Annotated in this window: 23 protein-coding genes, 1 tRNA gene and 1 pseudogene; 5 read left to right on the top strand and 20 right to left on the bottom strand. The window is 66.9% G+C overall.

Translation table 11 applies throughout. From position 1 onward, the window contains the following. Positions 1-85 precede the first annotated feature (85 nt). Positions 86-159: transfer RNA gene (locus VKI00_RS10490), tRNA-Pro, on the bottom strand. Between the two features lie 90 nt (positions 160-249). On the opposite strand from VKI00_RS10490, the gene VKI00_RS10485 reads away from it, so the two are divergent. Then, positions 250-699, top strand: a complete 450-nt coding sequence (locus tag VKI00_RS10485; protein ID WP_324437377.1) for a helix-turn-helix transcriptional regulator — start codon at positions 250-252, stop codon at positions 697-699. 5 nt (positions 700-704) lie between these two features. Then, positions 705-1,115, top strand: a complete 411-nt coding sequence (locus VKI00_RS10480; protein ID WP_324437375.1) for a VOC family protein — start codon at positions 705-707, stop codon at positions 1,113-1,115. On the opposite strand, the gene VKI00_RS10475 is transcribed toward VKI00_RS10480, so the two are convergent. Next, positions 1,112-2,131 (bottom strand): NADP-dependent oxidoreductase, encoded by a 1,020-nt coding sequence (locus VKI00_RS10475; RefSeq protein ID WP_324437373.1) that lies wholly within the window; start codon positions 2,129-2,131, stop codon positions 1,112-1,114. The two genes, VKI00_RS10480 and VKI00_RS10475, sit on opposite strands and share 4 nt — an antisense overlap. A 47-nt stretch (positions 2,132-2,178) precedes the next feature. On the opposite strand from VKI00_RS10475, the gene VKI00_RS10470 reads away from it, so the two are divergent. Beyond that, positions 2,179-2,859 (top strand): DUF3060 domain-containing protein, encoded by a 681-nt coding sequence (locus VKI00_RS10470; protein WP_324437372.1) that lies wholly within the window; start codon positions 2,179-2,181, stop codon positions 2,857-2,859. A 4-nt stretch (positions 2,860-2,863) separates the two neighbouring features. Here VKI00_RS10470 and VKI00_RS10465 read toward each other — a convergent pair whose 3' ends face one another. From VKI00_RS10465 to VKI00_RS10435, 7 genes are all read right to left on the bottom strand, one after another. Then, the gene (locus VKI00_RS10465; RefSeq protein WP_324437370.1) at positions 2,864-3,646 is read right to left on the bottom strand and encodes a sulfite exporter TauE/SafE family protein; all 783 of its coding nucleotides are present in this window, start codon (positions 3,644-3,646) and stop codon (positions 2,864-2,866) included. Between the two features lie 65 nt (positions 3,647-3,711). Beyond that, a complete protein-coding gene (der, locus tag VKI00_RS10460) occupies positions 3,712-5,115 on the bottom strand; it encodes a ribosome biogenesis GTPase Der (protein ID WP_324437369.1) in 1,404 nt (467 codons plus the stop codon). Beyond that, positions 5,112-5,795 carry a (d)CMP kinase gene (gene cmk / locus VKI00_RS10455; protein WP_324437399.1) on the bottom strand — a complete coding sequence of 228 codons (684 nt, stop codon included), beginning with the start codon at positions 5,793-5,795 and terminating at the stop codon, positions 5,112-5,114. Before cmk ends, der begins: the two co-directional genes overlap by 4 nt. A gap of 56 nt (positions 5,796-5,851) precedes the next feature. Beyond that, the gene (locus VKI00_RS10450; RefSeq protein ID WP_324437367.1) at positions 5,852-6,607 is read right to left on the bottom strand and encodes a pseudouridine synthase; all 756 of its coding nucleotides are present in this window, start codon (positions 6,605-6,607) and stop codon (positions 5,852-5,854) included. Further along, positions 6,604-7,416: an SMC-Scp complex subunit ScpB gene (gene scpB / locus VKI00_RS10445; RefSeq protein WP_414687165.1), complete on the bottom strand. Its 813-nt coding sequence runs from the start codon at positions 7,414-7,416 to the stop codon at positions 6,604-6,606. The genes VKI00_RS10450 and scpB overlap by 4 nt, the downstream gene beginning before the upstream one ends. Then, positions 7,413-8,258, bottom strand: coding sequence for a segregation/condensation protein A (locus tag VKI00_RS10440; protein ID WP_324437366.1), 846 nt, complete (start codon positions 8,256-8,258; stop codon positions 7,413-7,415). Before VKI00_RS10440 ends, scpB begins: the two co-directional genes overlap by 4 nt. Beyond that, positions 8,255-9,118 carry a ParA family protein gene (locus VKI00_RS10435; protein ID WP_324437364.1) on the bottom strand — a complete coding sequence of 288 codons (864 nt, stop codon included), beginning with the start codon at positions 9,116-9,118 and terminating at the stop codon, positions 8,255-8,257. Before VKI00_RS10435 ends, VKI00_RS10440 begins: the two co-directional genes overlap by 4 nt. A 200-nt stretch (positions 9,119-9,318) precedes the next feature. On the opposite strand from VKI00_RS10435, the pseudogene VKI00_RS10430 reads away from it, so the two are divergent. Beyond that, positions 9,319-10,070: pseudogene (locus tag VKI00_RS10430) on the top strand (O-methyltransferase). 16 nt (positions 10,071-10,086) lie between these two features. On the opposite strand, the gene xerD reads toward VKI00_RS10430, so the two are convergent. The 11 genes from xerD to VKI00_RS10375 all read right to left on the bottom strand — a co-directional run bounded on the left by xerD (position 10,087) and on the right by VKI00_RS10375 (position 21,402). Continuing rightward, positions 10,087-11,034: a site-specific tyrosine recombinase XerD gene (gene xerD / locus VKI00_RS10425; RefSeq protein WP_324437395.1), complete on the bottom strand. Its 948-nt coding sequence runs from the start codon at positions 11,032-11,034 to the stop codon at positions 10,087-10,089. Positions 11,035-11,086: 52 nt separating this feature from the next. Beyond that, positions 11,087-11,710 carry an NUDIX hydrolase gene (locus tag VKI00_RS10420; RefSeq protein WP_324437361.1) on the bottom strand — a complete coding sequence of 208 codons (624 nt, stop codon included), beginning with the start codon at positions 11,708-11,710 and terminating at the stop codon, positions 11,087-11,089. Further along, entirely contained in the window at positions 11,703-13,460 is a 1,758-nt protein-coding gene (locus VKI00_RS10415; protein ID WP_324437359.1) for a CTP synthase, read from the bottom strand. Before VKI00_RS10415 ends, VKI00_RS10420 begins: the two co-directional genes overlap by 8 nt. A 135-nt stretch (positions 13,461-13,595) precedes the next feature. After that, positions 13,596-14,537, bottom strand: coding sequence for a copper transporter (locus tag VKI00_RS10410; RefSeq protein ID WP_324437357.1), 942 nt, complete (start codon positions 14,535-14,537; stop codon positions 13,596-13,598). 13 nt (positions 14,538-14,550) lie between these two features. Continuing rightward, positions 14,551-15,747, bottom strand: coding sequence for a putative cytokinetic ring protein SteA (gene steA, locus VKI00_RS10405; RefSeq protein WP_324437355.1), 1,197 nt, complete (start codon positions 15,745-15,747; stop codon positions 14,551-14,553). Between the two features lie 103 nt (positions 15,748-15,850). Then, positions 15,851-17,614 (bottom strand): DNA repair protein RecN, encoded by a 1,764-nt coding sequence (recN, locus tag VKI00_RS10400; protein ID WP_324437353.1) that lies wholly within the window; start codon positions 17,612-17,614, stop codon positions 15,851-15,853. 2 nt (positions 17,615-17,616) lie between these two features. After that, the gene (locus VKI00_RS10395) at positions 17,617-18,540 is read right to left on the bottom strand and encodes an NAD kinase (protein ID WP_324437351.1); all 924 of its coding nucleotides are present in this window, start codon (positions 18,538-18,540) and stop codon (positions 17,617-17,619) included. Next, entirely contained in the window at positions 18,530-19,402 is an 873-nt protein-coding gene (locus VKI00_RS10390; protein ID WP_324437349.1) for a TlyA family RNA methyltransferase, read from the bottom strand. The genes VKI00_RS10395 and VKI00_RS10390 overlap by 11 nt, the downstream gene beginning before the upstream one ends. Before the next feature lie 7 nt (positions 19,403-19,409). After that, a complete protein-coding gene (locus VKI00_RS10385; protein WP_324437347.1) occupies positions 19,410-19,583 on the bottom strand; it encodes a hypothetical protein in 174 nt (57 codons plus the stop codon). A gap of 12 nt (positions 19,584-19,595) precedes the next feature. Next, positions 19,596-20,609, bottom strand: a complete 1,014-nt coding sequence (locus VKI00_RS10380; RefSeq protein ID WP_324437345.1) for an HAD-IIA family hydrolase — start codon at positions 20,607-20,609, stop codon at positions 19,596-19,598. 1 nt (position 20,610) lies between these two features. Further along, on the bottom strand, positions 20,611-21,402 hold the full coding sequence (locus VKI00_RS10375; RefSeq protein ID WP_324437343.1) for a tetratricopeptide repeat protein: 792 nt from the start codon (positions 21,400-21,402) through the stop codon (positions 20,611-20,613). Between VKI00_RS10375 and VKI00_RS10370 the strand changes: the two genes are divergently transcribed. Next, positions 21,292-21,655 (top strand): class I SAM-dependent methyltransferase (locus VKI00_RS10370; RefSeq protein WP_324437341.1); only part of this gene is annotated, 364 nt, incomplete at its 3' end. The two genes, VKI00_RS10375 and VKI00_RS10370, sit on opposite strands and share 111 nt — an antisense overlap.

Genomic DNA, 21,655 nt, shown 5'->3' with positions numbered 1-21,655 from the left:
GTGAGTGCTGGCGGATGCTGCAGAAGATCGCAGGCAGATCGGTAGCATGGCCCGAAAACATGCTCTGACTAGGCATTTCGCTGTGTCGGGCTGACAGGATTTGAACCTGCGACCACTTGACCCCCAGTCAAGTGCGCTACCAAACTGCGCCACAGCCCGGTGCCGCCGGCAGCACCGGCAGCAGGTGGAAAGCCTACAGCAGACGGCGAAGCTCGCCCCAACCCAACGCGACGTGGCACGATCGCGCAGGTGGCCAGCAGACCCAGCGACGAGCAGCACCTGCGCGACCTCGCCCGGCTGCGCCGCGTCCGCGACCGGATCGACCGCGAATACACCCAGCCGCTCGACGTCGACGCGCTGGCCCGCGACGCGAGCATGTCCGCTGGGCACCTGAGCCGCCAGTTCAAAACCGCCTACGGCGAATCCCCGTATTCCTACCTGATGACGCGGCGCATCGAGCGTGCAATGGCGCTGCTGCGCCGCGGCGACCTCAGCGTCACCGAAGTGTGCTTCGCGGTTGGCTGCTCATCGCTGGGAACCTTCAGCACCCGCTTCACCGAGCTGGTCGGCGTGCCGCCCAGCCTCTACCGGACGCGGGCCGGCGGCCTCAACGCGGGATTGCCGTCGTGCATGGAGAAGCAGGTCACCAGACCGGTCAGGAATCGAGAAGCGCCCGCGGCCACGCTGCACCTAACGTGACCGTCATGGACATCAGCATTCATTCGAGCTTCCTCCCCCACGACGACCCGGAGGCATCAGTGGCCTTCTACCGCGACACCCTGGGCTTCGAGGTCCGCCTCGACGTCGGCAAGGGCAAGATGCGGTGGATCACCGTCGGCCCGCCGAATCAGCCTGGCACATCTATTGTTTTGAATCCGCCGGCGGCAAACCCCGGCATCACCGACGACGAGCGGCGCACCATCGCCGAGATGATGGCCAAGGGCACGTACGCGATCGTCGTGCTGGCCACCAAGGACCTCGACGGCACTTTCGAACGGGTGCAGGCCACCAACGCCGACATCGTCCAGGAGCCCACCGAGCAGCCGTACGGCGTTCGCGACTGCGCCGTCCGCGACCCCGCGGGCACCATGATCCGCATCCAAGAGCTGCGTTAAGCCGTTGTCGGCTCGCTCAGCTTGACCAGCATCTTGCCGATGTTGGCGCCGGTGAATAGACCGTTGAGGGCGTCGACGCACGACTCGACGCCCTCAAAGATGGTCTGGCGGTGCTTGATTCGGCCCTCGTGCTCCCACTGGCGAAGCGCCGCGAAGGCTTCGTCGAAGCGGCCCCACTGATCGAGTGCGTTGAATCCCTGCATGGTCGCCGTTTTGGACAGCAGGTTCACGTAGTTGGCGGGGCCGGGGTGCTCGCCGGTAAGGTAGCTCGAGATCACACCGCACAGCACCACCCGCGCGTTCATGGCCAGCCGGCCCAGCACCGCGTCGAGAATCGGCCCACCGACGTTGTCGTAGTAGACGTTTACCCGCTTGGGGCAGTGCTCTTTGAGCGCCGCCTCCAGGTCGTCGTTCTTGTAGTCGATGCAGGCGTCGAACCCGAAATCCTCGACCACCGCCCGGCACTTCTCCGGCCCGCCCGCAATGCCCACCACGCGGGCGCCGGCGATCTTGGCGATCTGGCCGGCCACCGACCCGGTGGCGCCGGCGGCGGCCGAAACCACCACCGTGTCCCCGGCCTGAGGCCGACCGACGTCGGTCATCCCGATATAGGCGGTCGCGCCGGTCGGGCCATACACCGACATGATCGCCAGTTGATCGCTCTCGCCGGGTATGGGTGTGCTGAAGACGTCGTCGCGGACGATGACGTACTCCTGAAAGCCGGTCAGGGTGGTGATGACGTCGCCGACGGCGTAGGCGTCACAGCGCGACGACACGACCTCGCCGATCCCGGCCGCCCGGATGACCTCGCCCAGCTGCACCGGCGGAAGGTAGCCCGGCTGGTCGTTGAGCCAGGTCCGGACCGCGGCGTCAAGGCCCACATAGGTGGTGCGGAGCAACGCCTCCCCTTCGGCGGGCTCGGGTACGGGCGCGGCGACCAGCTCGGTGTCACCGGGCTGGACCAGGCCGACAGGGCGGTGACGCAGGACGATCTGGCGGTTCGTCAACTCGGGCACGATGCAGAAACTACCGAAGCGAGATCCGCGTGTGGGAGCATCTGTGGATGAAGCCGGAAGACGACCCGGAAGCCCGCATCCGGGAGCTCGAGCGCCCACTAGCCGAGACGGCACGTGCGTCCGAAATGGGAAGTAGCCCGGCGCCTGGCGCTTACCCGTATCAGCCCGGCACACCGGCTCTGCCGCCACCGCCACCGTCGAGTTATGGCGGCACCTTCGGCCCGACAATACCGACATTGCCCTCGCGTACGCGGTTGTTGTGGGTCTTGTTGCCGTTCTTCGTGATTGGCCTGGTGTCCTTTATCTCGTACAACACCCAACGACATTCGCAGGGCGGAATGGTGATCCTCTCGCCGACGCCCAGCACCGCCAGCAGCGCAGCCCCGGCCCCCTCCCCCAACGAGGCTCAACCGCCTGCCCGTGCACCGTCGGCGTCGCCGAGTGCCGCGCCCACGGCGCCCGCCGGTGCCGATCTGACCATCTCCGGCATCAAAGAGAGCCGGACGATCGCCTGCAACCAGAGCGCCATCAACCTCAGTGGTATCTCCAACAAGGTCGTGATCACCGGCCACTGCACAAGCCTTCATGTGTCCGGCGTGCAGAACACGATCACCGTGGACGCCGCCGACAGCATCGACGTTTCCGGCTTCAACAACCAGATCACCTACCACACCGGTTCGCCGAGCATCGAGAAGTCGGGAGACGGGAACGTCGTCCAACAGGGCTGAGCAGCTACACGGTCAACAGCCGGTAGAGGCCGATGAGACCGACGACGACAATCGCCGCGCGTAGCGTGTTCGGCGATAGTCGACGGCCGTAGCGCGCGCCTAACCAGCCGCCGACCAGTGAGCTAACGGCGATAAGGCCCGCCACCGGCCAACTGATCCGGTGGAACGCCACGAACGTATAGGCAAGCGCCGCAACAACATTCACGAGCAACGTCAGCAAATTCTTCGCAGCATTCATCCGCTGCATCGATTCGGGTAGCAGCGCGCCCATCGCGCCGACCAGCAGAATGCCTTGCGCCGCGGTGAAATAGCCACCGTAGACCCCGACCGCGAAGGTGCTCGACACCAATACGGCCATCCGGCCCGCCGATATGTCGTCGGCAGAGCGGCCGGCCTTTTCCGCCCGGTCCTGCGCCCACCTTTGGATCCGCGGACCGATAACCACCATGATCAGAGCCAGGATCAGCAGCACCGGCACTATCGCGGTGAACGTTTTCTCCGGCAAATGCAGCAACAGCCAGGCGCCCACGATGGCGCCGAGAACCGACGCGGGAATCTGCCAGCGCAGCCGGTCCCCCTGACCGCGCAGCTCACGCCGGTAACCCCAAGTGCTCGACACGTTTCCCGCAACCAGGCCCACAGCGTTCGACATGGTCGACGTCACGGGTGGATAACTCATCGCGACAAGCGTTGGGAAGGTGACCAAAGTGCCTGACCCGACAACGGCGTTGATTGCGCCCGCACCCAAGCCGGCGGCCAGGATCAACAGCGCGTGTGAAATAGGCACTGAAAACAGCCTATCCGCCGCGATTTAGCCGGGAATATGAGTTTTCCCACTACACGGCGCCGAACTCAGCGGGGCTTGGCCTTCCGCTTCTCGCGCACCCGCACGTTGATCCGGATCGGGCTGCCCTCGAATCCGAACGTCTCGCGCAGCCGTCGCTCCAGGAACCGCCGATAGCCGGCCTCCAAGAACCCGCTGGTGAACAACACGAACGTCGGCGGACGGGCGGTGGCCTGGGTGGCGAACAAGATTCGCGGCTGCTTGCCGCCCCGAACCGGCGGTGGTGTCGCGGCTACCACTTCCTTGAGCCAGGTGTTGAGCCGGCCGGTGCCGATCCGGGCATCCCACGACTCCAGTGCGCTCTCCAGGGCTGGCACCAGCTTCTGCACCGCCCGGCCGGTTTTCGCGGAGATGTTGACCCGCTGCGCCCAACGCACCTGCACCAGCTCGCGGTCGATCTCGTTGTCCAGCTGGTAACGCCGCTCCTCGTCGACCAGATCCCACTTGTTGAACGCCAACACCAGCGCGCGTCCGGCCTCGATCACCATCGACAGCACCCGCTGGTCCTGTTCGGTCAGCGGAACCGACCCGTCGATCAGGACGATCACGACCTCGGCGGCGTCGATCGCGCCGTGGGTGCGCACCGAGGCATAAAACTCGTGTCCGCTGGCCTGGCCGACCTTGCGGCGCAGGCCGGCGGTGTCGACGAAACGCCAAACCTTGCCGTCCATCTCGATCAGCGAATCCACCGGATCGACAGTGGTGCCAGCGACTTCGTGGACCACCGAACGCTGATCGCCCGCCAGCCGATTCAGCAGTGAACTCTTTCCGACGTTCGGCTTGCCGACCAGCGCCACCCGCCGCGGACCGCCCTCGCTTGACGTCGACTCCGCCACCTCCGGCAACGCACCGACCACCGCGTCGAGCAGATCGCCCACGCCGCGACCGTGCATTGCGCTGATCGCGTACGGCTCTCCGATCCCCAGCGACCACAACGCGGCCGCGTCAGATTCGTTCCTCTCGCTGTCAACCTTGTTGGCGGCCAGAAACACTGGCTTACCGGAGCGACGCAGGATACGCGCGGCCGCCTCGTCACCGGCGGTAGCGCCGACCACCGCGTCGACCACCAAGATCACGGCGTCGGCAGTGCGCATCGCCACCGCCGCCTGCTCGGCCACCAGCTGCTGCAGCCCCTTGGCGTCGGGTTCCCACCCCCCGGTGTCCTGCACCATGAACCGGCGTCCGGTCCACAGGGCGTCATAGGAGACTCGGTCGCGCGTCACGCCGGGCACATCCTGCACCACCGCCTCGCGCCGGCCCAGGATTCGGTTGACCAGCGTCGACTTGCCGACATTTGGCCGGCCCACCACCGCGACCACCGGCGGTGGCCCCGCGGCCTCGCCTTCTATCGGCTCGATGAATTCGGCTGATTCCCAGTCGCTTTCGTCGGCCCAGGTGCCGTCTTGACTCACCGGCTGGCCTCGCTTCGTAGCCGCACCAACCCCAACAGGTGATCGATTACCTCGGATTCGGTCATCGCGCTGGTGTCGACAACCACCGCGTCCGCAGCCGCCCGCAGCGGCGACACTGCTCGCGTCGAATCCAGGTGATCCCGGCGGCGCACATCGGCAAGCACACCCTCGTAGTCGTCGGGCAACCCGCCGGCGACATTCTGATCATTGCGACGCTGCGCTCGCGTCTCGGGCGACGCGGTCAGGAAGAGCTTGACGTCCGCATCGGGCAGAACCACGGTCCCGATGTCGCGGCCTTCGACGACGACGCTGCCCGGGCCCTGTGCCAGGGTTCGCTGCAGTGCGACAAGCCGAGTGCGTACGGCGGCAACCGACGACACCGCCGACACTGCACGAGTGACCTCGTCACCGCGGATCTCCGACGAGACATCCTCTCCGTCAAGGTAAGAGCGGCCTTCCTCGGGGTCGAAACCCACCGACAACTTGACGGTCGCCGCGGTGGCTTCGACGGCCGCCTGATCAGCCGGGTCGATCCCGGCCCGCAGCACCGCCAACGTGACAATCCGGTACATGGCGCCGGTATCGAGGTAGCGAGCATGCAGCGCACGCGCTAAACCCCTTGATACCGAGGACTTTCCGGTGCCCGCCGGGCCGTCGACGGCGACGACGACTGTCGTCAGTGCCGGATGGTTCGCTTCACTCCCGTCACTCACTCCGGTCGTTCCGCGCGTTCCGCTCACAGTCCAACCGCTTTGTAGAGCTCGCCGATCTCGTTGCGACGCAATGCCCGGATGCTGCCCGGACGCTGCTCCCCCAGCGACACCGTGCCGATGTCGGTGCGCACCAACGCCTGCACCGGAAATCCGGCGGCCTTGAACATCCGGCGCACGATGCGATTGCGCCCTTCATGCAACGTGACCCGGACCAGTGTCTTACCGGGAATGTTGTCCACCACGGCGAAATCGTCAACCGCAGCCGGCCCGTCCTCCAACTCGATTCCGGCCCGCAGTTTCTTGCCGAGCCCGCGCGGCACCGACCCCGCGACTGTCGCAAGATACGTCTTGGGTATCTCGTAGGAGGGATGCATGAGGCGATGCGCGAGCTCGCCGTCGTTGGTCAACAGAATGAGTCCCTCGGTGTCGGCATCCAGCCGTCCGACGTGAAAGAGCTTCTGGTTGCCCCGCACCCGGTGCTCGACCAGGTCCCCGATGCACGGCCGGCCGCGGTCGTCCGACATCGTCGAGTGCATCCCCCGCGGCTTGTTCAGCGCCAGATACACCAGCGAGTCGTCCAGGACCACCCGCGCCCCGTCGACGCGAATCACCGACGCGTCAGGATCGACCCGGGTACCAAGCTCGGTCACCAGCTCTCCGTCGACCTCCACGCGCCCGTCGGTGATCATTCTCTCGGCGACCCGTCGGGAGGCAATTCCGGCCTGCGACAAGACTTTCTGCAGGCGCACGCCCTGGGGGTCGTCGATCTCGACCATCATTCCTGGTCCACGTCGAACGACAACGGCTGGTCGTCAGATACCGGGCCGCCGGAGAGCTTGACGAAACGTGGCTCGACATCCAAGGATTCGCTCAGATCGTCGATCATGTCGACATCGGGCAGCAGCGGCGCAATATCGGGAAGGTCGGTCAGCGACGACAACCCCAGCCGCTCCAAGAACAGCTCAGTGGTGGCGAACGTCGCCGCGCCGGTGTCGGGATCGGTGCCGGCTTCGGTGATCAAACCGCGGGCCAGCAGCGTGCGCATGACCGCGTCGACGTTGACTCCCCGGACCGCGCTCACCCGCGCTCGCGTCACCGGCTGGCGGTATGCCACCACGGCCAACGTCTCCAGGGCCGCTCGGGTGAGTTTCGAGCGCGATCCATCCAGCAGCAGGCGCTCGACATAAGGCGCAAACCGCGCGCGGGTGTACATCCGCCATCCGCCGCCGGCCTCCCGAAGATCGATTCCGCTTTCGCGTTCGGTGAGCGCATCCGCCAGCACGTGCAGCTTGGCGGCGACCCGATAGGCCGGCTGCTCGGTGGCCGCGGCCAGCGCCTCGACGGTCACCGGAGTGTCGACGACGAGCAGCAGCGCCTCGAGCACCGCGCCCAGTTCGGCGTCCTCGAGCTCCGGCACTGTCGCGACGTCGATGCCCAGTTCGGCGTCGTCGAGCTCGTGAGCCGAGGCTGCGTCGGCGTCCAAGTTGTCGCCCAAGTCCGGTTCGGGCGGCTGCTGGATCATTGGGCGCCGCTCCTCCTGCCCATTCTCGATCGCACTGCTCTGTTCATCGTCGTCGGCGCGTGTCATGAGTAGTGGTCTCGCACTTCTTGAGCTTCGAGCGCCTCTGCCCTCAGCATCGCTTCGCTGGTCGGCCGTTCTCCGGTCCACGAAACCTGGAGCACACCAAGCGGTTCTGGCTGATCGAATGCTACCGCCCGCGACCGATACAGTTCGAGCAGCGCCAGGAAGCGGCCGACGATCTGGATCGGCACCTGGCAGTCGGCGACTAACTCCGAGAACGACGCCCATTGCCCGATGCCGCGCGTTTCCAACAGCGACAGCAGCTGTTCGGCCTGTTCGGGCACCGACACCATCAGCTCGTGCAAGTGCTCGGTGGCCACCGTCGGCACCGGTCGCGGGGTGAAGGCGATCGCTGCGATCTGAGCGAACCGCTCGGCGTCGACGCCCAGCATCACCTCTGGCAGCAGGTCCTCGTAGCGGTCCTCCAGCGACACCGCGCGCGGGTAGCTGCGCAGCGCCGCGGCCTCCAGCTCGGCGAACATCTGCGCGACGTGCTTGAACGCCCGGTACTGCAGCAGCCGGGCGAACAGCAGGTCGCGGACTTCCAGCAGCGCCAAGTCCTCCTCGTCGTCGACCTGCCCGGACGGCAGCAGCCGGGCCGCCTTGAGATCGAGCAGGGTTGCGGCGACAACCAGGAACGCGGTGGTTTCCTCGAGTTCCAGCTCCGGACCGATCGCGCGGGTGTAGGCGATGAATTCGTCGGTGACCTGATGCAACGCCACCTCGGTGACGTCGAGGCGGTGCGCGAAAATCAGCTGCAGCAGCAGGTCGAACGGCCCCTCGAAATTGCTTAGCCTGACCTGGAAGCCGTTCTGGGGGGATGCCTCGTAGCTCACCCCGCCGGTCACGCGCCGAACCGGTCGATCACCTCGCGGGCCAACGAGCGGTAGGCGGCTGCGCCGCCCGACCTCGGCGCCCACGAGGTGATCGGTTCGCCGGCGACGCTGGTCTCCGGGAAACGGACAGTACGGGTGACGACGGTGTCGAACACCAAGTCGCCGAAGCGCTCCAGAACACGGGCCATGACCTCGCGGGAGTTCACAGTCCGCGGGTCGTAGCGGGTGATTAAGATGCCGCTGATATCCAGCTTCGGGTTGAGCCGGTCTCGCACCTTTTCCACCGTATCGGTGAGCAGCGCGAGACCGCGCAGGGAGAAGAACTCGCACTCGGTCGGGATGATGACCCCGTCGGAGCAGGCCAGACCGTTGACGGTGAGCAGACCCAGCGACGGCTGGCAGTCGATCAGCACATAGTCGTAGCGGTCCAGCACCGGATGTAAGGCGCGCGCCAGCGTCTGCTCGCGGCCCACCTCGTTGACCAGCTGGATCTCGGCGGCCGACAGATCGATATTGCTGGGTATCAGGTCCATGTGCTTGACGCGGGTGTTCATCAGCACGTCGTCGACTGACACCCGCGGCTCGATCAGCAAGTTGTGGATGGTGTGCTCGAGCTCGTAGTGCGGCACACCCAGGCCGGCGGACAACGCCCCCTGCGGATCCAGGTCGACCAGCAGCACGCGGCGGCCGTGTTCGGCGAGTGCGGCGCCCAGATTGATGGTCGACGTGGTTTTGCCGACGCCGCCTTTCTGATTGCACATCGCGACGACCTTGGCGGGACCGTGCGACGTGCGCGGCTTGGGTTCCGGGATCTCCCGCGGTGGCCGCCCGGTCAGGCCGACACCGGTGCCGCTGTCGGCGTCGTCAGTCACGAGCGCTGCGGCTCGGCGCAGACCGACTCGGCATGCGCGGCGTTCGGGAAATGGCGGACATCGCAGGAGAGTCTAACGGGTAAAGGCGCCCGCGCCGGGAGACCCGCAACAACCTAACCAGCCAATTTGGGCCGGCTCGGCTCTATCGCGGGTGCGCACGCCGCCCCGGGCTGAATCGTCGCGGGGCTAGTGTGACTTCTATGAGTCTGAAGCAGCGCATTCCGCTGTTGCGGTGGTCCGTATGACAGGTGGCGACTGGGCCCGCAATATCACCACGACGGGCCAGATCGGCGACGGGCGCGAAGCCGCCGCAATCGAATACGTGCTGATGCGCGCTCGCGCGGGCGACGTGGACGACGTCTTGGCAACCATCGACCGGTTCGCCTACGAGGAGTCGATGCTGATCAACGTCGGCGACGAAAAAGGCGCGTTGCTCGACGCCGCGGTCCGGCGCGCCGAGCCGAAACTGGCGCTCGAGCTGGGTACCTACTGCGGCTACGGCGCGCTGCGGATTGCCCGCGCCGCGCCCGCCGCCAAGGTGTACTCCGTCGAGATGGCCGAGGCCAACGCCGTCAACGCCCGCCAGATCTGGGCGCATGCCGGCGTCGCGGACCGGGTGACGTGTGTGGTCGGCACCATTGGCGACGGCGGGCGCACGCTGGATGCGCTGGCCGGCGAGCATGGCTTTACCGCTGGCGGCCTTGATTTCCTGTTTCTCGACCATGACAAGGACGCCTATCTGGTGGACCTGCAGAGCATCCTCGACCGGGGCTGGCTGCATACCGGGTCGATCGTCGTCGCCGACAACGTCAAGGTGCCCGGCGCGCCGAAGTACCGCGAATACATGCGTCAGCAGCAGGGCAAGCTGTTCAACACCACCGAGCACAAGACGCATGTGGAGTATCAGAGCGAGATCTCCGATCTGGTGCTGGAATCGGAGTACCTCGGCTAAGGACCGCGAGCAGCGCCTAATGCGCCCGCGGATGGGCCTCGACCCACACTTCGCGCAGCGCGTGCACGGTGACCATCGTGTAGATCTGCGTCGTCGTCACCGAGGCGTGTCCCAGCAGCTCCTGAACCACCCGGACGTCGGCCCCGCCGTCCAGCAGGTGGGTCGCGAACGAATGTCGCAGCGTGTGCGGAGAAACCCCGGAGGTGATCCCGGCCCGCTCGGCGGCGTCCTGCAGCACCTGCCACGCGCTTTGCCGCGACAATCGGCCACCGCGTGCGTTGAGAAAGATGGCCGGCGTCCCGCGGCCCCGGCGCGCCAACTCTGAACGCCCGCGCACCTTATAGGCGTCCAACGCCTGCACCGCCGGCCGTCCGATGGGGACCAAGCGCTGTTTTCCGCCCTTACCGCGCAGCAGTACCGACCGGGCGTGCGTGTCGATGTCGTCGACGTCGAGTCCGACCGCTTCCGAGATCCGTGCGCCGGTGGAGTAAAGCAATTCGAGCAGCGCGCGGTTGCGCAGCGTCAGCGGGCCGTCGGACGGGCTGTCGCCTCCCGCGCCGGCCAGCAGCGCGAGCACTTGGTCGAGGCTCAGGCTTTTGGGCAGCCGCCGCCCGGGTGTCGGGGGCTTAACGGCCTGCGCGACGTCGACGGCGGCCAGGCCCTCGGCGGCGGCGAACCGGTGCAGGCCGCGCACCGCGATCAGGGTCCGCGCCGCCGACACCGCCGACAACGGCACCGACCCGGACTGCGGATCGCCGCGCCGCAGTGCCACCAGGAATTCGCTGACGTCGTGCTCGCTGACGTTGGCCAGGTCGTCGATGGCCCGCGACGTGAGGTGTTCGAAGTAGCGGCGCAGGTCGCGACGATAGGAACTCAAGGTGTTGGCCGCCACACCCCGTTCGATCGTCAGATGATCGAGGTAGCCCTGTAACTGGCCCTCCAGCGGCACCGCCAGCGTCGTCATTGGGCCGGATCCCATCGCCCGCCTCCTCCTCGGGCCGTGCCGGCCCGCATCGTCACCGGGCCACCTGCCGGGCGGCGAAGCTCTTCGACTTGTCCACCCACGGCGTGTCCACCGGCCGCGGCTGTGCGAGACCATTCCTGACCGCGTATGCCGCTAAAATCCCTCCGACCGCAAGGGCGTTGACGATCTCGCCGCTGAACACTCGGCGGACCGCTTCGTCGATGGGATACCACTGCAAGGTCATATCGGCTTCTTCGTCATGCGCCTCGGGTCGGTCTACGTGGGTCAAATCGGTTGCCAGATAGACGCGCACCGACTCGTCGCTGAAACCCGGCGTGGAATCCAGATCGACCAGCACCTGCCAGGTCTGTGCCTGCAGGCCGGCCTCCTCGCGAAGTTCCCGGGCAGCGGTCAGGTGCGGGGCTTCGCCGTTGACGTCGAGCAATCCGGCCGGCAGTTCCCACAGCCGCCGACCGAAGGGATGGCGATACTGGTAGACCATCGGGATGCGGCCGTCGTCGTCGATCGCGACGATGGCCACCGCGCCGTAGTGTTCGACGACCTCCCGCGTCACGATCTTCCCGCCGGGCATCCGGACATCGTCGCGGCGCAGGGCGAAAATCTTTCCGGTGTGCAGAGTTTCGGACGATATCGTCTCGAAGGCGTGTTCACCCACGGGCAACAGGTTCGGGCTCGGCCAGCGACGTGTCGACGCCGTCGCGTTGTTCACTTCCGTTCGACGGCTGCTCGGTAATCTCCATCGGCAGACGCTCGGCCGCCTTGTAGTCGATGGCCGCTCCGATGAAGCCGACGAACAACGGGTGCGGACGAGTGGGCCGGCTCTTCAACTCCGGATGCGCTTGGGTGCCGACGACGAACGAATGCATCTCCGGCGGGTATTCAACGAACTCCACCAGATGGCCGTCAGGCGACGTCCCGGAGAATCTCAGCCCGCTTTCGGCGATCCGATCCCGATAGGCGTTGTTGACCTCGTAGCGATGCCGATGCCGCTCAGACACCTGCGTGGACTGATACGCCTCGGCCACAATGGAACCCGGCTCGAGCACCGCCGGATACGCGCCCAGCCGCATGGTGCCGCCGAGGTCGGCTTCACCGGCGACGATCTGCGTTTGGTCGGCCATGGTGGAGATGACCGGGTCCGGTGTCGCCGGATCGAACTCTGCCGAGTTGGCCTGCTCGATGCCGACGGAACGCGCCGCCTCGATCACGATGCACTGCAACCCCAGGCACAACCCCAAGACGGGCAGACCCCTGGACCGCGCATATCGGATAGCCCCGATCTTCCCCTCGATTCCGCGGATCCCGAACCCGCCGGGGATCAGCACGCCGTGGACGTCGTCGAGCAACGCGCTCGCACCGCGGGGCGTCTCGCAGTCGTCGGAACCCACCCAGCGGATTTCCACCTTCGCCCGGTGCTTGAACCCGGCCGCTCGCAGTGCCTCGACGACCGACAGATATGCATCCGAGAGGTCAACATACTTGCCCACCAACGCGATTCGCACCGTTTCTTGCGGGTCATGCACCCGGCGCAGCAAGTCGTCCCACTCGGTCCAGTCGACATCGCGGAACGGAAGGTTGAGCCGGCGTACGACGTAGGCGTCGAGTTCTTCGCGGTGCAGCACCTTCGGGATGTCATAGATCGAGGGCGCGTCGGGAGTGGAGATGACGCCGTCGATGTCGACGTCACACATCAGCGCGATCTTGTTCTTCAGCGACTCGGGAACATCGCGGTCGCAGCGCAGGATCAACGCATCCGGCGTGATACCGATGCTGCGCAGCGCGGCGACCGAGTGCTGGGTCGGTTTGGTTTTCAATTCGCCCGACGGCGCCAGGTACGGGATCAGCGACACGTGCAGGAAGAAGACGTTCTCCCGGCCGAGATCATGACGAACCTGCCGTGCCGCCTCCAGAAAGGGCTGCGACTCGATATCGCCCACGGTGCCACCGATTTCGGTGATGACGACATCCGGGCGGTTCCCGTCGGCGTCCGGCTTCGCCATCGCCAGGATGCGGCTTTTGATCTCGTCGGTGATGTGTGGGATCACCTGGACGGTGTCTCCGAGGTACTCGCCGCGGCGCTCTTTGGCGATCACTGTCGAATAGATCTGTCCGGTCGTGACATTCGCCGAGCCGGACAGGTCGCGGTCGAGGAAGCGCTCGTAGTGACCTACGTCGAGGTCGGTCTCGGCGCCGTCCTCTGTGACGAAGACCTCGCCGTGCTGAAACGGGTTCATGGTGCCGGGGTCGACATTGAGGTAGGGGTCCAGCTTTTGCATCGTCACCTGCAGCCCGCGTGCGGTCAGCAACTGCCCCAGGCTGCTGGCGGTCAGTCCCTTACCCAGCGACGATACGACGCCACCGCTGACGAAGAGGTGCTTGGTGGCGCCCTGCGGATGCCTGCGCAATGTAGCGACCTCCGTGAAGACGGCGAATGGCTAGGCTTTTGGCTGTTGGCCAACTCTTTTTGGGCCTGCCGACCCACGGAAACCCACCCTAACATCCGCGTCGCCGCGTCGTTGCTGACACGCCCGGCGGGGCGGCTACGACGCGACGGTGAGGCCGGTGGCGCCGTGACCGGTGCCGTATTGACCGGTGCGGCCGCCGTTGGCCAGGTCGGCCATGCCCAGAATCGTGGTAATTCGTCCGGACTCGGCGTTCAGGTCGTCGACGGTGCTGATCGCCGAGGTCACCGAGGCGTCGGCGCGGGCCACCGCGACGGCCGCCGTCCCACCCGATGAGCCGTCGCGGCCGGCAAGCACCACACCCGAGCCGTGCGGGGCCAGCGCGGCCGCAAACCGGGCCACGCTCACACCCTGGTTGCCGGCGTCCTCGCCCAGGCCACCACCGGTGATGACTACCGCGGCGTTCGCCGCGCCGACGTGCTGGTTGCCGTAGCCGATAAAGCCGGTGTCACGCAGCGCGGCCAGCACGGTGTCGCGCTGCGCGTCGTCGACGGTCGGGGCGGCGGGATCCCGGTTGATCAGCAGCGCGATCCCGAGCAGGTCGCCGGCCTGCGAGCCTTGGTCGACGAGTTTGGTGCTCAGTTGAGCACCGGCCGGCAGGATCGACGAGTTGACCACCGACCGCAGCTTCTCCGCCGAGTTGGCGTCGACGAACTCCTGCGTCAACGTCACCGTGCCAGCGACGGCTCCGCCGGACTGGCCGACGAGCTTCGACACCGCATCGACGTCGTCATCCTTTGCGTCCGGGGAGCGGAAGATCACCATCGACTTGCCGTTGAGCGCGTCATGCACCATCCGACCCGCCATCTGAGAATCGAAAGCGTCTGCGGATCTGAGGTTTTGGTTCAGAGCGTTCTTCTGGCCGTTAAGCGCGTCGATCTGCCCGTGCAGATTTCGCGATTCGTCGCGCATTCCGGACAGCAGGTTGTTCGATAGGAAGCCGGAGCCGAGCACCACTCCGATCGCCAGCGCCACAAACACGGCGGCCAGCGAAATCGCGTGCTGGCGTAGAGATATCACATCTATACCTGTCCTAGTGGACCCAATGCTGCACCCAGAGAGTGAAATGGTTCCAATATTCGACGGCCCAATGCATCACCAGGGTGTCGGTGCGCGACACCCAGAGCGCGACGATGATCGTGATCAGCATCGTCATGATCAGCAATGCGATCGCGCCGCCGGAAATTCGGTTGTGGTACAGCGTGGCAACCGCTTTGGCGTCCACCACCTTCTCCCCCACCCGCAGCCTGGTGAGGAAGGTCGAGGGGTTGCTCTGCTGACGCGACCGGTCGAAGAACGTTTCGATGTTGGCGCTGTGGCCGGCGGTCACCAGCAGCGCGGCGCCGTGGTGGTCGGCCAGTAGCAGCGCCAGGTCGGTGGGCGAACCCGCGGCGGGAAAGGTCATCGCTCCGACACCGAGATCCTGGATGCGCTCCAGGCCCGGTGCGTGGCCGTCGGCGTCGGCCGGCAACACCACGTGGGCGCCGCACTTCAGGACTTCGGTGCTCAGCTCGTCGGGATCGCCGACGATGAGTTGCGGGCGATATCCCGCCTTGCGCAACACTTCGGCGCCGGTGCCGACACCGATCAGGACTGGTTGGTATTCCTTGATGAATGGTTTGAGGCTTTTGACGTCATCGGCGGCGTGATCCTCGTCGGCGACGATGACGACGTGGCGGCGCCGTAGGTCGACGTCGACGTCGGGGATGCCGACCCCGTCGATCAGCAGCGGGCTTTCACTGCGGATGAACTCGATGGTGTTGCCGGCGAACGCCTCGAGGTGAGCGACCAATCCGCTCTTGGCTTCCTGCATCAGTTCGGCGATCTCGTGGTCGGTGCGCTCTGTGCCCCGGATCAATCGGCGGTCGCCGGAGTAGACGCCGCCGTTGTGCAGCCGGATCTTCGCGCCGTCCTTGATCTTCTTGAAGACCTCGGGTCCCGTCTCATCGATGAGGGTGACGCCGTTGGCCACGAGCACCTCGGGACCCAGGTTCGGATACCGGCCCGAGACCGACGTGGATGCGTTGACCACGGCGGCGATTTCGGCGTCGACGAGCGCATCCGCGGTGATCCGGTCGAGGTCCAGCACATCGAGGACGACGATGTCGCCGGGGCACACCCGCCGCAGCAGTCGGTCGATGTCCCGGTCGACGCGGGCGGTGCCAACGACACCCGGCCGGATGGGGTTACTACGGGTGATAAGCGCCGTCATCCTCGTGGTCACACTCATGGAGGCGATTCTGTCGGTGAAGGTAAGCCCGAGGGGGGAGGCGCGCCGTAACAACAGCCTCAGAAGTTACATCCTGTCACACCTGTCACAGATTTGAATGTCGTTACGAGGTCGCAATCCGGTCACAGTCGGCGGCCTCCAGCAGTTCTCGCGCATGGGCGCGAGCCGTGTCGGACTCACCGAGCCCGGCCAGCATCCTGGCCAACTCGGCGACCCGGTCGCCGCCGTCGAGGCGCCGAACTCCGCTGGCACCGTTTTTCCCGGTGCTATCGACCATCAGGTGTACATCGGCGTAGGCCGCCACCTGCGGCAGGTGCGTCACCACGATGACCTGACGGGAGCGGGCCAACCGGGCCAGGCGCCGCCCGATCTGCACCGCTGCCCGGCCACCCACGCCGGCGTCGACCTCGTCGAACACCATCGTGGTGCCCGTCATCGATGCCGCCAGCACCACCTCCAGGGCCAACATCACGCGCGATAACTCGCCGCCGGATGCGCTTTTGGACAGCGGCAGCACCGTCATGTCGCGATGCGCGGCGAAGCCGAACTCGACCTGGTCGACACCGTCACCGCCGGCATGGGCCCGCCCGCCCGAAGGCAGCGTCAGCGCGGCGGGGTCGTCGTCGCCGGCCGGCATCGTCGACACGGTGATGGTGAATTCGGCATCCGACATTGCCAGGCCGGATAACTCGCCGGTGACGTCTTTGGCCAGTCGCTTGGCCGACTGACTGCGCGCCTTGCTGAGTTCAGTTGCAGCGGAAGCTAATTCGATCGCCAAATCGTCGACGCGACGTTGCAGGCCGACCAGCGCCTCTTCAGAGACATCCAGGTGAGCCAGCCGGTCTCGCGCTTCACGAGCCCACAGCAGCACGCCGTCGATGTCGGCGGCGTATTTGCGGGTGAGTGTGCGAAGTTCGGCTTGCCGGGCCAGCTTGGTATCCAAAGTGCTTGCGTCGGCCGGCAATTCGTTTAGATAGTCGCCGAGTTCGCGCGCGACATCGTCGACCACGGTCAACGCCTCGCTGAGCTGATCGGCCAGCCCCCGCAGCTTGGCATCGTCGGTCGACTCCAGCGTCGTCTTCGCTATTCCCAGACCGTCGGCCGCCGACACGGGTTCGGCAGCTGTCTCCTCCCCCGCGCCGGTCAACGCGACGCGGGCACTGGCCGCGGCCTCGCGCAGGGCGTCCAATTCCGAAAGCCGGCGGATGTCGGCGATCAGCGCGTCATCCTCACCGGGTGCGGGGTCGACGGCGTCGATCTCGTGCAGCGCGAATTTGAGTCGGTCTGCCTCCTGGGCCAATTCGCGGGCCCGCTTGCTTCGGTCGGCGAAGTCGTGCCGCGCCGACTGCCACGCATCGCGCAGTTTGCGATAGCGCTCCAGCCGCGCGCCAACGGCCGCGAACCGGTCGAGCGCGCCGCGTTGCTCGTCGGGCCGCATCAGCCGCAGTTGGTCGTTTTGGCCGTGCAGAGTGAGCAGTTCGTTGGTGAAACCACTGAGCGATTTGGCCGGCACGCTGCGCCCGCCGAGGTAAGCCCGCGACGGGCCGTCGCGGCTGACCGAGCGCGACGCGATGATGCTGCCGTCCTCGTCGCGCTCGGCTCCTGAGGCGTCCAGCATCTCGTCGACCTGCGCGACGGCCTTCTGGTCGAGATCGGCAGTGGTGAAGCGCCCTTCGACGACGGCGCGCTCGGCGCCCGAGCGCACCCGGTTGGCGTCGGCCCGCGCGCCGCCCAGCAGGTGCAGACCCGTGACCACCATCGTCTTACCGGTGCCGGTCTCGCCGGTCAGGACCGTCAGACCACGGTCGAACTCGGCCGTGGCGACGCTGATGGCGCCCAACGCCTCGATCCGAATCTCACTGAGCACCGCTACCGTCCACGCCAGCCGGTGACCGGCAAGCGGAACTTACGCACCAGGCGGTCGGTGAACGGCGCGCTATCCAGCCGCGCCCATTTCACCGACACCTCGCAGCGCCGCACCTCCAACCGTGCACCGGCCGGAACCAGCATCTCCCGGCGCCCGTCGCAGAACACGATTGCGTCGTGCCCGTCGGCTTCGATTTCGATGGCGATGGCAGCGTCCGGGCTGGTCACCATCGGGCGGGCAAACAGGGCGTGGGCGTTGTTGGGCACCACCAGCAGCGCCTCCAGATCCGGCCACAGCACCGGCCCGCCCGCCGAGAAGGCGTAAGCCGTCGATCCGGTGGGGGTTGACACCAACACCCCGTCGCAGCCGAACGTCGACACCGGGCGGCCGTCGACTTCGAGAACCACCCCGAGAACTCCCAGCCGCGGTCCCTTTTCCAGGCTGGCGTCGTTGAGCGCCCAGCCGTGGTCGATGACCTCGCCCTTGACCCGCAACGCGATGTCGAGCGTCAAGCGCTCTTCGATCCGATAGCTCCGGGCGACGACATGCTCGAGCACGGTGTCGATGGCGTCGGCCTCGGCTTCGGCCAGGAAACCGATCCGGCCCAGGTTCACGCCCAGCACCGGAATGTCCGCATTGCGCGCGAGTTCCGCGGCGCGCAGAAAAGTCCCGTCGCCGCCGAGTGCCAGCACCAGCTCGCAGCCGTTCGCAGCATCCGGATCGGCGTCGACGACCTCGATCCCGACCCCGACCGCGCGCGTATCGTCCTGGCTCAGGTGCAGCGACGCCCTGTCGACCGCTTCGGCGGACAGCGCCCGGAGGCCAATGTTGTTGTCCTCCAGCACTTTCTCGACCCGACGCGCGGTGTCGGTAGCTTCCTCGCGTCCGGTGTGAACCACCAGCAGGACGGTGCGCTCATTTGTCATTGCGACTCGCTCCTGATTGTCCGGTTCCTCCCCGGGCCGCACCGGCCCGCATCGTCACCGGACTGGCTTCCACAGCGTGGTGTACGGCGCGTTCCAGCTGATCAGCAACTAGGCCCCGATCGGTCTGGGCGCGCAGCCACAGGAAATACTCGACGTTGCCCGCCGGACCAGGCAGCGGGCTGGCGGTGACCCCGACGGTATGCCATCCCAGCTCCTGGGCGCGACGCGCGACGCCCAGCACCGAGCCCGCCCGCAGGTCGGGGTCGTGCACCACCCCGCCGGCGCCCACCTGACCTTTGCCCACCTCGAACTGCGGCTTCACCATTGGAACGATATCCGCGTTCTGCGACGCGCATCCAGTCAGCGCGGGCAACACTGTGGTCAGCGAGATGAAGGACAGGTCAGCGACCACGACCTCAACCGGGTCGCCGACCGCCGCCGGTGCCAGCTCCCGCACATTGGTCCGCTCGACGACGACCACCCGAGGATCCGACCGCAGCGACCAAGCCAGCTGGCCGTAGCCCACGTCAACGGCGACCACTTCGCGTGCACCGCGATCCAGCAAGACCTCGGTGAAGCCACCCGTCGACGCGCCGGCATCCAGACAGCGCCGACCCTCAACGGCGATGCCGAACGTGTCGAGGGCGCCGATGAGCTTGTGGGCTCCGCGCGACACCCAGCCGCGCTCGGCGTCGTCGGCGACCCTCAGCGTGGCTGTGGCCGCGACGGCGGTGCCCGGTTTGACCGCCGGCATGCCGTCGATGCTGACCTTGCCGGCGCCGATCAATTCCGCGGCCTGCTGTCGAGACCGAGCCAGCCCGCGACGGACCAGCTCGGCGTCAACACGGGCACGCCGGGACACGGCGCACTCAGCCCTTCTCCGCCGACTCCAGCGCCCGCACCAGCATGTCGTGCGCTTCAGACAGGCGGCGCGCTAACTCTTCGAGATCGGCTTCCGCGGGCACGTTCTCGACGTCGGCGGGATCGGGTAGCTCGGCGAGCACGGCGTCGATCCGAGCGCGAATTTCATCAGGATCGGTCATCGCATTCCTACGCTAGCGGATTGAGACGAGTGACCACCGTTGCAGGGCATCGTGTGCGGTGTCGTCGCCGGCCTCGATCGTGACGGCTTGCGCGTCGCAGTTGCTCGCCCAGACGGCGTTGGCGACGGCTCGAACGATCGACAGATCATCGCTTTCCGACCCGTCGCCTCCGGTGCTGACCGTTACCGACGTGTCCTTCGTCTCGACGTGCCACGCCGGTTGCGGGGCCACCGCCAGGACATCGGCGTCCTGGTGCAGCGAACGCAGGTCGTAGCCGATGTAGGTGGCGCGTTGTTCAGGCACGGCGTGCACCGCGTCCCGCGCGGAATTGACGCCGGACAGCACCATCAAGCTGGGCAGCCCGGCGGCGTTGGCACCGGCGATATCGGTGTTCAACCGGTCGCCGACTACCAGCGGCGTGCGAAAGTCGCCCCGTGCCAAGGCATCCGTCAGCAACGTCGGTGACGGCTTGCCCGCGACCTGGGGCTCGGCATCGGTCGCTGCTCTCAAAGCGGCCACCATGGAGCCGTTGCCGGGCAGCAGACCGCGTTCGGTGGGCAGGGTGGCGTCGACGTTGGCCGCCACCCACATCGCGCCGGCGCGGATGGCCAACGCCGCCTCGGCGAGGTTGATCCAGCCGGTTTCGGGTGAGTGGCCCTGGACCACGGCGTGCGGTTTGTCTTCGAATAGGCGCACCGGCCGAAGTCCGACGGCCGCGATTTCGTCGGCCAGCGAATCGGTGCCGACGATCAGCACGCGCGAGTCGGGCGCCAGCCGAGCGGCCAACAGGTGGGCGGCGCTTTGTGCGCTGGTGACAACATCGTCGGCGGTGGCCTCGAGACCGATGTCGCGCAGGTGCGTGGCGACCTCATCGGCACTGCGCGAGGCGTTGTTGGTGACGAAGAGCTTGCGGCCGCGCACCTTGTCCAACGACTCCGCGGCACCCTCGGTCAGCTCATGGCCGCGAAACACCGTTCCGTCCAGATCGAGAAGTAGGCAATCGTATTGCTGCGCAAGCGTTCCCACGTCAGCCAAGCTCGCTCACCCGGTCCTCGGCATCGGTGACCCCTTCGACGTCGGCCGCCGCGGCGTGCAGGAACCATTGCAGCGCCTCGTCGCCGCGGTTGAGCGCGAGCAGCGTCTCTGCGTAGGCGTAGAAGAGGCGGGCGGCGATCGTCCCGGTCCGGGCCGGGTCCAGTTGCGGTGTGGACAGGACGGTCAGGGCTTGTTCGAGCTGACCAAGGTCGGCGCGGGCGCCCGCGGCGACGATCCGCAACTCATCGGCTTCGTCCCCGCTGAGCTGGGCCGCCTCTGGCCCACGCGCCAGCTCCAGCGCCCGCTCGGGCCGGCCGAGGCCGCGTTCGCAGTCGACGATCAGCGGAAGCAGCGGGGATTTGCTGCCCATCCTGCGGGCCGCGCGCAGTTCGGCAAGCGCCTGCGCCCAGTCCGCACAGCGATAGGCCGCGATACCAACGGCCTCCCGGACCGCGGCGATACGGCCCGAGCGGGCCCGGGCGGCCCGCGCGTGGTTCAGCGCCGCTTCGGGGTCGTCGTCAATTAGCTCGCCGGCGGCGACCAGATGCCGGGCGATGGCGTCGGCCGTGGCCCGGTCCAAAGTGCTGAGCTCGCGGCGGATTTCGGGCGCCAATTGCTTCGCCTCGATGTCGGGCGGGATCTGCGGGGCAGCGCCGTCATCGTCGGGAGACGGATGCTGGGGCTGCGTTCTACGCGCACGTCCCGGGCCCGAAGTTGGTGCTTGGGACTGCAGCGCGCGCCTCGGTCGCCCTTCGCCGGTGCCGCCGCGCCTGTCCTCGCCCACTCGTACCCTTCATCTCGAATCACCTTGAGGTCGTCGCACCAAAGGATACGGGGCTGTGCCATTAACCTCGCGAGCGTGCTCGACTGGGACCACAACGCCTACTACCACCGGCTACTGCTCCGCCAACTACCGCAGCGCTGCCATCGTGTGCTCGACGTCGGTTGCGGCGCCGGATCGTTCGCGACCCGCCTGGCTAGCCGAGTCGAACGGGTCGACGCCGTCGATCGCTCACCGGCGATGATCGAAGTGGCCA

Source organism: Mycobacterium sp., from assembly GCF_035314665.1.
In the GTDB taxonomy this organism is placed as follows: domain Bacteria; phylum Actinomycetota; class Actinomycetes; order Mycobacteriales; family Mycobacteriaceae; genus Mycobacterium.
This window is presented reverse-complemented; position numbering and strand designations above follow the sequence as displayed.